Annotated in this window: 13 protein-coding genes; 7 read left to right on the top strand and 6 right to left on the bottom strand. The window is 69.6% G+C overall.

Going from position 1 to position 15,110, the window contains the following annotated elements:
* Positions 1–31: 31 nt before the first annotated feature.
* The 6 genes from K0817_RS00215 to K0817_RS00190 all read left to right on the top strand — a co-directional run bounded on the left by K0817_RS00215 (position 32) and on the right by K0817_RS00190 (position 7,071).
* The gene (locus tag K0817_RS00215) at positions 32–1,564 is read left to right on the top strand and encodes an ABC transporter ATP-binding protein (RefSeq protein ID WP_219978324.1); all 1,533 of its coding nucleotides are present in this window, start codon (positions 32–34) and stop codon (positions 1,562–1,564) included.
* Between the two features lie 53 nt (positions 1,565–1,617).
* The gene (locus K0817_RS00210) at positions 1,618–2,892 is read left to right on the top strand and encodes an ABC transporter permease (protein WP_219978433.1); all 1,275 of its coding nucleotides are present in this window, start codon (positions 1,618–1,620) and stop codon (positions 2,890–2,892) included.
* Between the two features lie 11 nt (positions 2,893–2,903).
* Entirely contained in the window at positions 2,904–4,187 is a 1,284-nt protein-coding gene (locus K0817_RS00205; protein ID WP_253735081.1) for an ABC transporter permease, read from the top strand.
* Positions 4,188–4,189: 2 nt separating this feature from the next.
* Positions 4,190–4,591: a cytidine deaminase gene (locus K0817_RS00200; RefSeq protein WP_219978323.1), complete on the top strand. Its 402-nt coding sequence runs from the start codon at positions 4,190–4,192 to the stop codon at positions 4,589–4,591.
* Positions 4,588–5,880, top strand: a complete 1,293-nt coding sequence (locus K0817_RS00195; RefSeq protein WP_219978322.1) for a thymidine phosphorylase — start codon at positions 4,588–4,590, stop codon at positions 5,878–5,880. The genes K0817_RS00200 and K0817_RS00195 overlap by 4 nt, the downstream gene beginning before the upstream one ends.
* A 75-nt stretch (positions 5,881–5,955) precedes the next feature.
* Positions 5,956–7,071, top strand: a complete 1,116-nt coding sequence (locus tag K0817_RS00190; RefSeq protein WP_219978321.1) for an adenosine deaminase — start codon at positions 5,956–5,958, stop codon at positions 7,069–7,071.
* A 129-nt stretch (positions 7,072–7,200) separates the two neighbouring features.
* On the opposite strand, the gene K0817_RS00185 is transcribed toward K0817_RS00190, so the two are convergent.
* On the bottom strand, positions 7,201–8,037 hold the full coding sequence (locus tag K0817_RS00185) for an endonuclease domain-containing protein (protein WP_253735080.1): 837 nt from the start codon (positions 8,035–8,037) through the stop codon (positions 7,201–7,203).
* Between the two features lie 339 nt (positions 8,038–8,376).
* Here K0817_RS00185 and K0817_RS00180 point away from each other — a divergent pair, with 339 nt between their 5' ends.
* A complete protein-coding gene (locus tag K0817_RS00180) occupies positions 8,377–9,696 on the top strand; it encodes an acyltransferase (protein ID WP_219978320.1) in 1,320 nt (439 codons plus the stop codon).
* On the opposite strand, the gene K0817_RS00175 is transcribed toward K0817_RS00180, so the two are convergent.
* The 5 genes from K0817_RS00175 to K0817_RS00155 form a co-directional block, all read right to left on the bottom strand.
* Positions 9,660–10,319, bottom strand: a complete 660-nt coding sequence (locus tag K0817_RS00175; RefSeq protein WP_219978319.1) for a response regulator transcription factor — start codon at positions 10,317–10,319, stop codon at positions 9,660–9,662. The two genes, K0817_RS00180 and K0817_RS00175, sit on opposite strands and share 37 nt — an antisense overlap.
* A complete protein-coding gene (locus K0817_RS00170) occupies positions 10,316–11,518 on the bottom strand; it encodes a histidine kinase (RefSeq protein ID WP_219978318.1) in 1,203 nt (400 codons plus the stop codon). The genes K0817_RS00175 and K0817_RS00170 overlap by 4 nt, the downstream gene beginning before the upstream one ends.
* Positions 11,519–11,633: 115 nt before the next feature.
* Positions 11,634–12,605: an SDR family oxidoreductase gene (locus K0817_RS00165; protein WP_253735079.1), complete on the bottom strand. Its 972-nt coding sequence runs from the start codon at positions 12,603–12,605 to the stop codon at positions 11,634–11,636.
* Positions 12,602–13,600 carry a bile acid:sodium symporter family protein gene (locus K0817_RS00160; protein ID WP_219978317.1) on the bottom strand — a complete coding sequence of 333 codons (999 nt, stop codon included), beginning with the start codon at positions 13,598–13,600 and terminating at the stop codon, positions 12,602–12,604. Before K0817_RS00160 ends, K0817_RS00165 begins: the two co-directional genes overlap by 4 nt.
* Positions 13,597–14,973, bottom strand: coding sequence for an NAD(P)/FAD-dependent oxidoreductase (locus tag K0817_RS00155; protein ID WP_219978316.1), 1,377 nt, complete (start codon positions 14,971–14,973; stop codon positions 13,597–13,599). The genes K0817_RS00160 and K0817_RS00155 overlap by 4 nt, the downstream gene beginning before the upstream one ends.
* Positions 14,974–15,110: the final 137 nt, after the last annotated feature.

Raw genomic sequence — 15,110 nt, 5'->3', positions numbered from 1 at the left:
GGCCGCCTGTCGACTCGATAGATTGGCGGCTATGACGCTCGAGCTTCGGGGGATCACCAAGCGTTTCGGCGCACTGGTTGCCAACGATCACATCGACCTCGTCGTCCGACCGGGTGAGATCCACTGTCTCCTCGGCGAGAACGGGGCGGGCAAGTCCACCCTCATGAACGTGCTCTACGGCCTCTACACCGCCGACGAGGGCCAGATCCTTCTCGACGGTGAGGTGCAGACGTTCGCCGGTCCCGGCGACGCGATGGCGGCGGGCATCGGCATGGTGCACCAGCACTTCATGCTCATCCCGGTGTTCACGGTCGCCGAGAACGTGATGCTCGGCCACGAGCAGACGGGCTTCGGCGGAGTCCTTGACCTCGACAGTGCGCGCGCCCACGTGCGGGAGGTCGCCGCGCGGTTCGGGTTCCAGATCGATCCCGATGCGCTGGTCGGGGATCTGCCGGTCGGTGCCCAGCAGCGCGTCGAGATCATCAAGGCGCTTTCTCGCGACGCCAAGGTCCTCGTGTTCGACGAGCCCACGGCGGTGCTGACCCCCCAAGAGACCGACGAGCTGATGGGCATCATGCGGCAGCTGCGCGACGAGGGGACGTCGATCGTCTTCATCACGCACAAGCTCCGTGAGGTGCGCGAGGTCGCCGACCGCATCACCGTGATCCGCCTCGGCAAGGTCGTGGGCGAGGCCGAGCCCACGGCGAGCAACGCCGAGCTGGCGTCGCTCATGGTGGGCCGGCCCGTCGAGCTCACGGTCCACAAGGAGGCGCCCCGCACGCGTGAGGGTGGACTCGTCGTGGACCGCCTGCGCGTCGTCGACGAGCGAGACCAGATCGTCGTCGACGGCGTCAGCTTCGAAGTCCGGCCGGGCGAGGTCCTCGCGATCGCCGGTGTGCAGGGCAATGGGCAGACCGAGCTCACCGAGGCGATCATCGGCCTCCAGCGCCGGGTGAGCGGATCCATCTCGCTGGACGGCACCGAACTGGTCGGCATGACGGTCAAGCAGATCATCGACGAGGGCGTCGGATTCGTCCCGGAGGACCGCAAGGTCGAAGGCCTCGTGGGTGAGTTCAGCGTCGCCGACAACCTCATCCTCAATCGATCCAGCGGTGCGCCGTTCTTCACCGCCGCGACGCTGCGCCGCGGAGTGCTGCGCGAGTTCGCCGAAGAGAAGATCGCCGAATTCGACATTCGCACGCAGGGCCCTGACCTCGCGGCCGGCCGGCTGTCCGGCGGCAATCAGCAGAAGGTGGTGCTCGCGCGCGAACTGAGCCGCGAGCTCAAGCTCTTCGTCGCGTCGCAGCCGACGCGCGGCATCGACGTCGGCTCGATCGAGTTCGTACACAAGCGGATCATCGAGACGCGCGACTCCGGCGTGCCGGTCATCGTGGTCTCCACCGAGCTCGACGAGGTCTCGGCGATCGCCGACCGCATCGCCGTGATGTACCGGGGCGGGATCGTCGGGATCGTCCCCGGCGACGCGCCCCGCGAGGTGCTCGGACTCATGATGGCCGGCGAGAAGCCGACCGGCTCGATCAGCACGCAGGAGGTGCCGGCGTGACAGACCAGAGCCCGGAGAGCACGAACCTGGGCCCCGGGGGCAGCGACCCGGTGATGGCGCGAACCGCACAGGGGGAGCCGCAAGAGCTCACGCCCGCCGCCGACGTGCCGCCCCCGCCCCGGCAGAACCAGATCATCCGCGAGATGCTGCGCAGCAACATCGTCACGACGATCCTCGCGATCGTGCTGGCGATGCTCATCGGCGGGCTGCTGATCGCCCTGACCGACCCCGAGGTCCAGCGTGCCGCGGGCTACTTCTTCGCGCGCCCGCAAGACACCCTGCTCGCGATCTGGGATGCCGTCGCGGGCGCGTACTCGGCCCTCTTCCGCGGTGCGATCTACAACTACACGGCCGACAGCTTCGTGCGCGCGATCAAGCCGATCACCGACACGCTCAACTTCGCGACCCCCCTCATCGCGGCCGGTCTCGGTGTGGGGCTGGCGTTCCGGGTCGGCCTGTTCAACATCGGCGCCCGTGGTCAGATGCTGATGGGCATCGCAGCAGCCGCGTTCGTCGCGATCAACGTCGACGCTCCGATGTTCATCCACCTCCCGCTCACCATCGCCGCCGGCATCGCCGGTGGAATGGTGTGGGGCGGGCTGGTGGGATTCCTCAAGGCCCGCACCGGAGCCCACGAGGTGATCCTGACGATCATGCTCAACTTCGTGGCCTTCTACTTCGTGTCCTGGCTGCTCGCGACGCCGGGCCTGCTGCAGCGTCCCGGCGGCACGCAGCCGATCTCGCCGCCGACACCCCCCAGCGCGCAGTTCCCGTCGATGTTCGGCGCTCCCCTCACCGTCAACTGGGGCTTCATCGTCGCCATCGCCGCGACGATCTTCGTGTGGTGGCTCGTCGAGCGCTCGAGCCTCGGCTTCCGCATGCGGGCGGTCGGCGAGAACCCGTTCGCGGCCCGCGCGGCCGGTGTCAACGTCGAGCGCATCATCATCTACGCGATGGCGTTCGCGGGGGGCCTGGCCGGCCTGGCCGGCGTGAACCAGATCTCGGGCACCATCACGAGCGGATTCGGCAATCACATCGACGCCGGCATCGGGTTCGACGCGATCACCGTAGCGCTTCTCGGGCGCAGCAAGGCGTGGGGGGTCTTCGCCGCCGGCATCCTGTTCGGCGCCCTCAAGGCGGGAAGCTTCACGATGCAGGTGTCGCAAGACATCCCCGTCGACATCGTCGTAGTCGTGCAGGCGCTCATCGTGCTGTTCATCGCAGCCCCGCCTCTCATCCGCACGATCTTCTTCCTCCCCAAGGACGAGAGTGAGCTGTCGGCGAAGAAGAGGGCCCGCCGTGCGGCGAAGGCGGAGGTGGCCTCGTGAGCACCGACATCCTGAACGCACCCGCATCGCCGGTCGCGGGCGGCTCGTTCTCGCGCGAGAAAGTGCGTCAGCGGCACTTCAAGCTGCCGATCTCACTGGCCGTCGCCACCGTGCTGATCTGGCTCATGGCATTCCCGTTCGGGCGCCACGGCGTGAGCACGTACCGCTTGAGCGACCGCACGTCGTCATGGAACCTCGGTGACATCGGCGTGCCCACGTGGGCCACCGTCGTCGTCTGCGCCCTGCTCCTGGCGCTGCTGACCGCATACGCCTTCTGGGCCGCCGTCACGTACCGCCGGGCGGGCCTGTGGCTGCCGGTCGTGTTCGCCCTGATCGCCGTCTTCGCCTTCCTCACGTGGTCGGCCGCGGGCGGCCTCGTCCCCGTCACGGGTCTGCTCTTCGGTGCCGTGTCGCTCTCGGTCCCGCTGGTGTTCGGAGCCATCGGCGGCGTGCTCGGGGAACGCGCGGGCGTGGTGAACGTGGCGATCGAGGCGCAGTTCCTGCTCGCAGCCTTCAGCTCGGCCGTCGTCGCGAGCATCACCGGCTCGTACGTGGCGGGCCTCCTGGCCGCGATGCTCGCGGGCGCGCTCGTGGCATCCGTCCTCGCCGTCTTCGCGATCAAGTACCTCGTCGACCAGGTCATCGTCGGCGTCGTGCTCAACGTCCTCATCACCGGCCTGACGAGCTTCCTCCATGGCGCGGTGCTCAATCCCAACGCCGAGGCGCTCAACTCCCCGCCCCGCTTCCCGCGGTGGGCGATTCCGGTCCTGTCCGACATCCCCGTCATCGGTCCGGTGGTCTTCAATCAGACTCTCATCGTCTACATCATGTACATCACCGTGCCGCTGGTGGCGTGGGGACTGTACAAGACGCGCTGGGGCCTGCGCCTGCGCGCGGTCGGCGAGCACCCGCAAGCGGCCGACACCGTCGGCATCAAGGTCAATCCGACGCGGTTCTGGAACGTGCTGCTGGCCGGGGCGATCGCCGGGATCGGCGGCGCCTACTTCACGCTCGGCTCCGTCGGCTCGTTCGACAAGGAGATGACCGGAGGCCTGGGCTTCATCGCGCTCGCCGCTGTGATCTTCGGCGGCTGGGACCCGGTGCGCGCCGCGCTCGCGGCACTGCTGTTCGGATTCACGACCAACCTGCAGACGCTTCTGACGAACCTGGGCTCGCCCATCCCGTCCGAGTTCATGGCCATGCTGCCGTATGTGGTGACCATCCTCGCGGTGGTCGGCTTCGCCGGTCAGGTGCGAGGACCGGCCGCGGCGGGCAAGCCGTACATCAAGGGATGAATGTGACCGATATCGACTGGGATGAGCTGCGAGCGGCCGCGACGGAGGCGATGCAGCGTGCCTACGCACCTTACTCGCGCTACAAGGTCGGCGCGGCCGCGCTGGTGACCGACGGGCGCATCGTGACCGGATGCAACGTCGAGAACGCCTCGTACGGCGTGGGACTCTGCGCCGAGTGCGGGTTGGTGAGCCAGCTGCAGATGACGGGTGGGGGCGGGCTCGTCGCGTTCGTCTGCGTCAACGGCCGCGGCGACACGATCATGCCGTGCGGCCGGTGCCGTCAGCTGCTGTACGAGTTCGCCATCCCCGGGATGCTCCTCGAGACGGTGTCGGGCATCCGCACCATCGACGAGGTGCTGCCCGACGCGTTCGGTCCGCGCGACCTCGAGGAGGCCGCGCGGTGAGCTCGGTCGAGGCATTCGACGCGGTCGACGTCATCCGCACCAAGCGCGACGGGGGAGCCGTTCCCGAGGATGCGCTGCGATGGATGGTCGACGCGTACACGCGCGGCTACGTCGCCGACTCGCAGATGGCCGCCTTTGCGATGGCCGTGCTGCTCAACGGCATGGCGCGCGACGAGATCCGCGTCCTCACCGATGCGATGATCGCGTCGGGCGAGCGCATGAGCTTCGCGTCGCTCGGCAAGCCCACCGTCGACAAGCACTCCACCGGTGGCGTCGGCGACAAGATCACCCTCCCGCTCGCACCGCTGGTGGCCGTGTTCGGTGTCGCGGTTCCGCAGCTCTCGGGTCGTGGCCTCGGGCACACCGGCGGCACGCTCGACAAGCTCGAGTCGATCCCGGGCTGGCGTGCGGCGCTGTCGAACGACGAGATGTTCGCGCAGCTGCGCGAGGTGGGCGCCGTCATCTGCGCCGCGGGCTCGGGGCTCGCCCCCGCCGACAAGAAGCTCTACGCCCTGCGCGATGTGACCGGCACCGTCGAGGCGATACCGCTCATCGCATCGAGCATCATGTCGAAGAAGATCGCCGAAGGCACCGGCTCGCTCGTGCTCGACGTCAAGTTCGGCTCGGGCGCGTTCATGCGCGACATCGACAAGGCGCGTGAGCTCGCGCGCACCATGGTCGAGCTGGGCACCGACTCGGGCGTGGCGACGACGGCGCTGCTCACCGACATGAACACGCCCCTCGGCCTCGCGATCGGCAACGCCAATGAGGTGCGCGAGTCGGTCGAGGTGCTCGCGGGCGGTGGCCCTGCCGACGTCGTGGAGCTGACGGTGGCACTCGCCCGCGAGATGCTCACGCTCGCCGGTCAGCCCGACGCCGACGTCGAGGCGGCACTGAAGGACGGCCGTGCGATGGACGTCTGGCGCGCGATGATCCGTGCGCAGGACGGGGATCCGGATGCCGCGCTGCCGGCCGCACGCGAGAGCCACACCGTGACGGCGACCGAGGCCGGCCACCTCACCCGCCTCGAGGCGCTCCCCTTCGGCATCGCGGCCTGGCGGCTGGGGGCGGGCCGCGCCCGCGCCCAGGACCCGGTGCTGCACGCCGCCGGCATCGACCTGCACGTCAAGCCGGGCGAGGCGGTCTCGCCCGGACAGCCGCTGTTCACCCTGCTCGGCGAGGACGCCTCCCGATTCGATCGAGCACTCGAGGCGGTCGAAGGGGCCTGGCGGATCGGTCCGGATGCCCCGGCGCCGGCACCGCTCGTGCGGGAACGCATCACCGCCTAGGCTGAGGCATCCCGTTCGCATCGCTTCCCCCATTCGCCTTCCTTCGCCCCGACACCGCCCCACCGAGGAGAGAACATGCCCATCGACCAGCACGGTGACGCCATCCTGGACGGCGTGTCGATCCGCGGTCTTCCCAAGGTGTCGCTGCACGATCATCTCGACGGCGGCGTGCGGCCGCAGACGATCATCGAGCTGGCGGACGAGGTCGGGCTCGACGTGCCCGAGACCGACGCCGACGACCTCGCCGACTGGTTCTCGGAGAAGAGCGACTCGGGCTCGCTGGTGGAGTACCTGAAAACGTTCGACCTGACGACCGGCGTGATGCAGACCCGCGAAGGGCTCTCGCGCGTCGCCCGCGAGTTCGTCGAGGATCTTGCCGCCGACGGCGTGATCTACGGCGAGGTGCGCTGGGCGCCCGAGCAGCATCTGGCGCGGGGTCTGTCGCCCGAGGAGGCTGTCGCGGCGGTGCAGGAGGGCATCGAAGAGGGAGAGGACGCCGCGGAGCGGCGCGGCCACGACATCCGGGTCGGGCAGCTCATCACCGCGATGCGGCACACCGACCGGTCGCTCGAAATCGCTCGCCTGGCCGTGGACTGGCGCACGCGTGGTGCGGTCGGCTTCGATATCGCCGGGCCCGAGGACGGCTTCCCGCCGTCGAATCACCGGGAGGCGTTCGAGTACCTCGCGTCGGAGTTCTTCCCCACGACGGTGCACGCCGGCGAGGCGGCCGGGCTCGACTCGATCCGCTCCGCGCTCATCGACGGGCGCGCGCTGCGGCTCGGTCACGGTGTGCGCATCGCCGAGGATCTCGAGGTCGTCTCGCGTGCGGGCGAAGAGGTGCTGGTTCAGTTCGGCGACCTCGCGCGGTGGGTGCGCGACCGCGAGATCACGCTCGAGCTCTCACCCTCGTCGAACCTGCAGACCGGCGCGATCGAGCGCTGGGGTTCCACGATGGAGGACCACCCGTTCGACCTGCTGTACCAGCTCGGGTTCTCGGTGACGGTGAATGTCGACAACCGCACCATGAGCCGCACGTCGCTGACCCGCGAGCTGGCGCTGCTGTCGGAGACCTTCGAGTACGGCCTCGACGACCTCGAGGTGTTCCAGCTCAACGCCGCGGCCGGCGCGTTCCTCGCCGTCGAAGAGCGCGAAGAGCTGATCGACCTCATCTCCAGCGGCTTCGCGGAGTAATCCGACTCCTCGCGTTCCCGCGCGGTCGCCTCCGTGGGCGCAACTCCTGAGAATCGGTGCGACACCGCTGTCGTGGTGCCTGATCGGAGCCCCTGCACCGTTCCTTCAGGAGTTGTGCTCGCCGTGGGGTCAGCGCCCGCGGGCGATGACCTCCTTCAGCGCCGACTGGACGAGCTCGCGATTCCACATGATGTCCTCGGCCAGGAGTCGCAGGGTCGTGAAGCCGAGGCGCGCAGCTTCGAGATCGCGTCGACGGTCGCGCTTCTGTGCCGCCCAGCTCGAGTGGAACTCCTCGCTGTCGCACTCGATGATCAGCCAGCCGTTCACGACGAAGTCGACTCGCCCGACTCCCCGGATCGACGGCTGCACGTCGATCCGGCAGCCGAGTGCCCGCAGCATGAGGCGCACGAGTGTCTCGGGTCCGGACTCGCTTCGCCTGTCGAGGAGCGGACGCAGCCGGCGGTAGTGGCGCGGGGGGCGGGAGAACACCTCGGCGATTCCCTCCTCGTCGACGAGGCCGAGGTGCCACGCGCTGTCGAGCGTCGCGATCGCGGCCCGCGGCTGCTGACATCGGGTGGCCTGCACGAGCGCCTCGATCAGATCGGTCACGAGCGCCTCGCGCGGGACCGAGGTCGGTCGCCAATGCCGAACGACCCCGTCAGGCGCGCGGGGCAGTCGGCTTGCGAGCGGGTCCACCTGCATGTGCACGTGTTCCTTCTCCAGCACGAACACCCGGAGAAGACGGAGGAGCGAGACGCAGTCCAGCCGGCCCCCGAGGCGCGCGACCGAGACGACCGCCGGATGCGCCCCAGCCTGAACGTGCCAGCCCTTGCGCACGCGGACGAGTCGGCCGGCCGCGATCTGCTCGGCGAGCTGTCGTCGGGACAGCCCGGCATCGGCAAGGACCCTCGTGCTGAGCAGCGTCGCGGGGCCGGCGTCGTGAATTCGGGTGATTCGCTCGGTCACGGTTTCGACTGTGCCGCCGGCGTCGCGGCACACGACGCCGAAGCAACGCGTCTGAGGAAACCGCCGCGAGAGGTCGTTTGGGGAGGAGCGGGCGGAGTGCCGGCGGGCCGAACTCCTGAAGAACCCCGCTCGAGCACACTCCTGCCCGGTCCGTGCCCGACCAGGTCGGATTTGTCCGGAGTGCTGCACGCAGGGGCCGCGAGCCCGGTAGCGACCCCGACCGACCCCCTACCGGGGTAGGGGGTGCAAGGACGGCTCCGGGGGGTGACGCGCGCGACGGGCCCGGATTCCTACGGTTGCAGGACACCCAAACGAATCCGAACAGAACTGGGAACCGTCGTGACGCTTCTGGATCGTCCTCGCATCGGCACCACCCGCACTTCTCCGACGCCGAGAGATGCCGCGATCGACCTCGTGCGCGCCGTCTGCCTCGTCGTGGTCGTGGCGCTGCATGCGTTCATGGCGGGCATCGCGGTGGTCGACGGCCAGATCGCCGTCACGAACGTCGTGATCGGCCAGGCGTGGTTCGCGCCGGTGTCGTGGATCGTGCAGATCATGCCGATCTTCTTCATCGTCGGCGGGTTCGCGGGCATCACCCAGTGGCGCCGGATGCGCGACCGCGGCGAGTCCGCAGGATCGTTCGTGACCGGCCGGCTGCGGCGCCTGGCGGTGCCCGCGATCGCCGCGTTCTCGGTGATCGGCGTCGGCCTGACCGTCGCGCTCATGGCGGGTGTGTCGCCGGCTCTGGTGGGCGAACTCGGATTCCGCATGGCCCAGCCGATGTGGTTCCTCGGCGTGTACCTGGGTGCGACCGCGCTCGTGCCACTGCTGGCCCGATGCCACGAACGCGCTCCGCGAATGACGCTCGGGATGCTGGTGCTCGGAGTCGTCACCGTGGACGCGGTCCGCATGGGCACCGGGATCGCCGGCCTGGGCTTCCTGAACCTCGCGTTCGTGTGGCTGGCCATGCAGCAGCTCGGCTTCTGGTGGGCGGACGGCCGCCTGGCCGCGACATCTCGGCGCCGGCTCGTCGTCGGGCTTTCGGGCTCGCTGATCGTGCTGGCCGGATTGTTCGCCTCGGGCGCGTACTCGCCCGACATGTACGAGAACCTCAACCCCCCGACCATCTGCCTCGTCGTGCTCGGCGCCGCCCAGCTGTTCGCCCTGGCACTGGCTGCGCCCCGCCTTCGCAGTCTCGCGACCCGGCCGCACGTCGCCGCCGCAGTCGACGCGATCGGCACCCGCTCGATGACGGTGTACCTGTGGCACATGCCCGCCCTGGTCCTGGTCGCAGCTCTCCTCTTCGCATCGGGCGTGCCCTTCCCCGACCCCCTCAGCCCGCTGTGGTGGGCGACGCGGCCGGCCTGGATCCTGAGCGTCCTGATCGCGACGGTGCTGCTGGTGCTCGTGGCGCAGCGTTTCGAGCGCGGCCGCGTCAAGACGACAGGGCAGGAGCCGGCGCGTGGCCGTGTCGTGCTCGCCGTGGCGCTGGGCATGGCGGGTGTCGTCGCCGTGCTGATCGGCGGGTTCACGCCGCTCACCGCAGTGCTCGCCGTCGCCGGCCTCGCGGTGTCGCTCCGGCTGGTGTCGGGTCGGCGGGCGATCGCGCGAGGCGGCCGCCGCTACGCCGTGCCCGGGATGACGAGCCCGGCCTCGTAGGCCGCGATCACCAGCTGGGCCCGATCGCGGGCACCGAGCTTGGCGAGGATCCGCGACACGTGCGTCTTCACCGTCTGCTCGGCGACGAACAGGCGCGCGGCGATCTCGGTGTTGGACTCGCCCTGCGCGACCCCGACGAGCACCTCGCGCTCCCGCTCGGTGAGCTCCCCGAGGACGGCGCGATCGGTGCGACGCGGGCCACGGGTCGCGGTGAACCGCTCGATGAGCGTGCGGGTCGCGCTCGGCGCCAGGAGGGCATCCCCGGCGGCGATGATGCGCACGGCTTGCGTGAGCTCATCCGGCGACGCGTCCTTGAGAAGGAACCCGGCCGCACCCGCCGAGAGGGCGTCGAAGACGTAGTCGTCGATGTCGAAGGTCGTCAGGATCAGGATGCGGGGGGCCTGCGGCGCGGCCGAGATCGTGCGGGTCGCCGCGATGCCGTCGAGCACGGGCATCCGCACGTCCATGAGCACGACGTCCGGATGCAGCTGCTCGACGAGCCGCACGCAGGCCTCGCCGTCGGCGGCCGACCCCACCACTTCGATGTCGGGCTGCTCACCGAGCAGGGCCGAGAAGCCTGCCCGCACCATGGCCTGGTCGTCTGCGATCACGACACGGATCATTCGGATGCCTCCTCCATCGTCGCCGGGAACTGCGCGGCGACCTCGAATCCGCCGTCGTCCGTGGGCGCCGCGAGCACGGTCCCGCCGGCGCCGCGCACGCGTTCGCGCATGGCGACGAGTCCGTGCCCGCCTCCGGCGACGACGGTCGCAGGCCCTGTGGGCCTGCTGTTTCGCACCCGGACGGCGACAGTGTTGTCTGACGCGTCGACGGCGACCTCGATGGTGGCGCCGGGCGCGTGCCGCAGCGCGTTGCTCAAGGCTTCCTGCACGACGCGGTAGCCGGCGAGGTGCGCGATCGCGGACAGCGCCGGCTTCTCGGAACCGCTCCATTGGAGCCGTACGTCGGCCCCGGCCTGCGCCGTCTGGCGTACCAGGACGCCGATGTCGGCGAGACCGTGCTGCGGCTCGACGAGCGGTGCGTCGCCGTCGACGCGCAGCGCGTCCAGGAGGCCCCGCATCTCGCGCAGCGCGGTGCGGGCCTGGGTGGCGATATCGGCGAACTCGTCCGCGGTGCGCGGCTCGACGCCGCCCAGGCGCGCGGGAGCGCTCGCGGCCTGCACGTTGATGACCGACATGCTGTGAGCGATGACGTCGTGCAGATCGCGTGCCAGCCGCGCCTTCTCTTCGGCGATGACACGGCGTGACAGCTCCTCGGCGTTGATCCGCTGCTCGCGCACCAGCTGCGTCCGAATGCGGCGCCACTGGCGCACCGCGATGCCGACGCCGAGCACGCCGGCGCCGATGGAGATGAACACGACGATGTTCGCGGTGGCCGCATCCGCATTGCCGCCGCCGTGAAGGAGGGCGATGACGATCGATCCCGCCGCCGACAGCCCGAAGATCGTGCTGCCGATCTGCCAGGGAGCGCGGAAGGCGAGCAGGAACACCAGGAAGAACTGGGTGATCTCGGGGGCCACTGCCCACGGCCACGGCGCCTCCGGCGTCGGAGCAGACAACCACAGCAGACCGCATACCGCGATCACCGACACCACGCCGGCGGCCACGGGCCAGCGAAGGGCGAGCGGCAGTGCGCCGACGTGCAGCACCGTGAGGCTGAATGCCGCAGCGAGCGGCACGCCGTAGATCGTCGTCGAGAGCGGCGTCTGCACCGAGATGAGGGCGAGCGCGACCGCCGACACGGCCACCCAGGTCCACGCCTCGGTCCGCGATCCGCGCTCGACGGGTTCGGTCGTGCTCACATTGCCCTCCGTCTGCTGTCGCTCCAGTCTCCCCGATGCCGGTCGTCGTCGGTGGCACGCCGAGGCCACGGTCTCGTCGGTCGACCGTACCCGCCTGCCGATCGAGCTCCCCGCGTCAGCGCCGGCCTACGCCCGGGTGCGTGCGCAGGTACGCCTCGAACGCCTCTGCCGCCGTCATCGTGGGAGTGAAACCGAACCGCGTCTTCAACGCGTCGTTGGCGAGCACCGGGCGATACCGCAGGAACCCGACCTGCTCCGGTCCGTGGACGGTGAGGCGCAGCATCCGTCCCACCCGAAGCCCGAATCCGAGAAGCGCGGCGGGCACGGTGACGACCGGCTTGCCCAGACGCCGGGCGATCTCGCGGACGGTGAGCCGCCCGTCGCCGGCGACGTTGTAGATGCCCGCCGGCCCGTCGGTGGCGGCGCGGACCATCGCCGCGGCGACATCGTCGACCCAGACGAACACGAAGGGCGACCCCGAGCCGCGCACCGCCAGGAGCGCGCGGCCGTCCCACAGCGCGGTGATCTGGTTCTGCACGGTCGGTCCCAGGATCGTGCCGATGCGGAACACCACCTGCTCGAGCGCAGGGTGTGTCTCGCGGAAGCCCGCCAGCATCTGTTCGACGAGGCGCTTGTGCTTGGCGTACGGGAACTCCTCGTTGCCGCGCACCGGGTCCGACTCGCGCAGCCACTCGGGATTGTCGGGGTGGTATCCGTACGCCGCGCCGGAGGAAGAGACGACGATGCGGCGCACGCCGGCCTCGACGCAGGCGTCGAGCACGTGGCGGGTGCCGTCGACATCGACGCGGTACTCCAGGTCGTGATCGCGGCCCGGGTTCACGATCGCGGCGAGGTGCACGACGACGTCGATGCCGTGGCGCTCCAGCAGTGAGGTGAGGCCGGCCGCCCTCGTCACGTCGCACTCCTCGTAGACCACGTCCTCGACGGGATGCTCGGGCGGCCGCACATCGCCGGCCACCACCAGCTTCACGTCGGGGTGCCCGGTCAGGGCGGTCACGACGTGCGATCCGAGGAACCCCGCACCACCGGTCACCAGCACACGCACGCCGGTGCTGCGAACGTTCACGACGCCGGACCCGGGGGTGCCGAGGCGTCGCCGGCCGCGGCATCCGTTCCGCTCGCCGCAGCCGCACGACGCGACGCGTCACCCGTGGCAGAGCCGGTGCGCCGCCGGGTGTGGCCGGCCCAGAGCCCGGCGACGATGAGCCCGGCGATGATGTCCCAGATGCCCCACCAGCCGGCGACGATCGCCATGCCGCCGAGCCCGCCGAAGAACGCGAACACGAGCCCGAGGCCGAGGCCGGCGTTGCGGATGCCGACCTCGAAGGTCATTGCCTTGCGTTCGCGCGTGCCGAGGCCGCCGACCACTGCCGTGCCGTAGCCGATGGCGAGTGCGACGGCGTCGTGGATCGTGACGACGAGCACGATGATCCCGAGGAACGCGACGAAGTACGACCAGTTGCCCGCGAGCGCCGCGACGATGAAAGCCAGCAGCGCCAGCAGCGAGAACCACTTGACGAACGGCTGTACCCGCGTCGCGAACCTCGCGAACCGGTTGCGGATCACTAGTCCCGCCACGAACGGCAGCCCGATGATGAGCAGGATGTCGAGCAGCATCGCCCACGGGTTGAGCGCGACGGCCTCGAGAAGGGTGCGCGCCGTCGGGTGCAGCGATCCCCAGAACGCCACCGAGAGCGGCAGCATCACGATGTAGAGGAGGTTGGCCACCGCCGTCATCGAGACCGAGAGCGCGACGTTTCCGCCGGCGCGATGCGTCAGCACCTGCGAGATGTTGCCGGGCGGGCAGCACGCCACCAGGATCATGCCGAGTGCCATCGAGGGCGTCACGGGCAGGATGAGCGTCAGCCCGAACGTGACGGCGGGCAGCACCACCAGCTGCGCCAGGATCGCGATGACGAACGGCTTGGGCTTGCGGGCGACGACTTTGAAGTCGTCGACGGTCGTGTCCAGCGCGATCCCGAACATGATCAGCCCGAGCACGAGGTTGAGCACGACGAGCGTGCCGGGGTTGAAGTTCAGCACCACGTCGTCGGGGTTCATGCCGGCGCTCCCTTCGCGCGACGCACGCGGGAATGTGAAGGAAGACGGATGCCGCGGCGCGGCGTCGTGGCGGCGGCATCTGTCGTCAACGCCTCGGTCGCTGCGCGCACGGCCCGGCGGTAGGCGTCCTTGTTGACGTAGTACGACATACGTTCCAGGCCCAGGTACCGGTAGCCGCCGGTGAGGTCGGGCCACGGTTCGCCGGTGACGCGCCGGCGCAACGCGGCGGCGCGCTCGGGGTGGTGTTCGAGCGCCGAGAGGTATGCGGCGATCAGCTCGCCCTGCTCGTAGCGGCCTTGCCAGCCGATTCCGGATGCCTCGATCATGCCCATCACGTAGAGCCCGGGAAACGAAGGCGGGAACACGTTGAGATACAGCTTCGGCGACCAGCCCGTCCAGTTCAGGTCTTCTCTGGCCACGAACGGGTAGTCGAGGGTGTAGCCGGTCGCCAGCAGGACGAGGTCGTACTCGCCGCTCGAACCGTCACGGAAGTGCGCGGTGCGCCCGTCGAACCGGTCGATGTCGGCCCGGATGCGAAGGTCGCCCTGGCCCAGATGGTTGAGGATCAGCGTGTTGACGATCGGATGCGACTCGTACAGGCGGTAGTCGGGCCGGGGGAATCCGAACCGCACCGGGTCGCCGGTGAATGCCCGCAGCACGCGCGTGTCGACGAACTGCTTGATCCGCGCGGGGAGGGGGCGGCCTTGATTGAGGGTGTCGGAGGGCTTTCCGAACAGGTACCGCGGCACGAAGTAGTAGCCCCGCCGTACGCTCATGTCGACCGATGCCGCGTGATGGACGGCGTCGACGGCGATGTCGCAGCCGGAGTTGCCGGCGCCCACGATGAGCACCCGCTTGCCGGTCAGCTGCGTCGCGGTCTTGTAGGCGCTGGTGTGGAGGATCTCGCCGGTGAACTCGCCTCGGAACGAGGGCACGTTCGGCTCGGCCAGGGTGCCGTTGGCGAGGATCACGCCGTCGTAGCGCTGCTGGACCGCGCCGTCCTCGGCATCGGCGCGCAGCATCCACCCGTCGTCGTCGGTGCGCGTGAGCGAGGTGACCTTCGTGTCGAACCGGAACTGTTCGGTGAGTTCGAAGTGAGCGGCGAACTCGCGGAAGTACGCGATCAGCTCGCGGTGGCCGGGATAGTCCGCGGTCGAGCGCATCGGGAACTCCCGGAACTCGGTCGTCGTGCGCGACGAGATGAGATGTGCGGACTCGTAGACCGTCGAGCGCGGGTTCTCGATGTCCCACAGACCTCCGACGCCGCGCGAGGCCTCGTAGCCGTCGAAGGCGATGCCCTGCTTCTGCATGGCCCGCGCGGCCGACAGCCCGGACGGGCCCGCGCCGATGATCGCGTAACGGTGCTCGGTCATGATTCCTCAGTGAGTCCTCGCACGTCCTCGTGCGCCCGTAGAGAGAACCTTATGTTCTCCGGCCGGGCTGATGAAGTCGCGACCCGGTTTGCGGCTCTGCGTGATACTTGCGGTGTCCTATATATGTGTTGTCTAAT

It is taken from the genome of Microbacterium sp. HD4P20 (assembly GCF_019449275.2).
Lineage (GTDB): Bacteria > Actinomycetota > Actinomycetes > Actinomycetales > Microbacteriaceae > Microbacterium.
Note: the sequence above shows the minus strand (reverse complement) of the source record. Positions and strands in the feature narration are given on the sequence as shown.

What these genes read in the sequence shown, in the direction of transcription:
- K0817_RS00215 (WP_219978324.1), top strand. Translation starts at nt 32, where the DNA reads ATGACGCTCGAGCTTCGGGGGATCACCAAGCGTTTCGGCGCACTGGTT.
- K0817_RS00160 (WP_219978317.1), bottom strand. Translation starts at nt 13,600, where the DNA reads ATGAACCCCGACGACGTGGTGCTGAACTTCAACCCCGGCACGCTCGTC.
- K0817_RS00155 (WP_219978316.1), bottom strand. Translation starts at nt 14,973, where the DNA reads ATGACCGAGCACCGTTACGCGATCATCGGCGCGGGCCCGTCCGGGCTG.
- K0817_RS00175 (WP_219978319.1), bottom strand. Translation starts at nt 10,319, where the DNA reads ATGATCCGTGTCGTGATCGCAGACGACCAGGCCATGGTGCGGGCAGGC.
- K0817_RS00210 (WP_219978433.1), top strand. Translation starts at nt 1,618, where the DNA reads ATGGCGCGAACCGCACAGGGGGAGCCGCAAGAGCTCACGCCCGCCGCC.
- K0817_RS00190 (WP_219978321.1), top strand. Translation starts at nt 5,956, where the DNA reads ATGCCCATCGACCAGCACGGTGACGCCATCCTGGACGGCGTGTCGATC.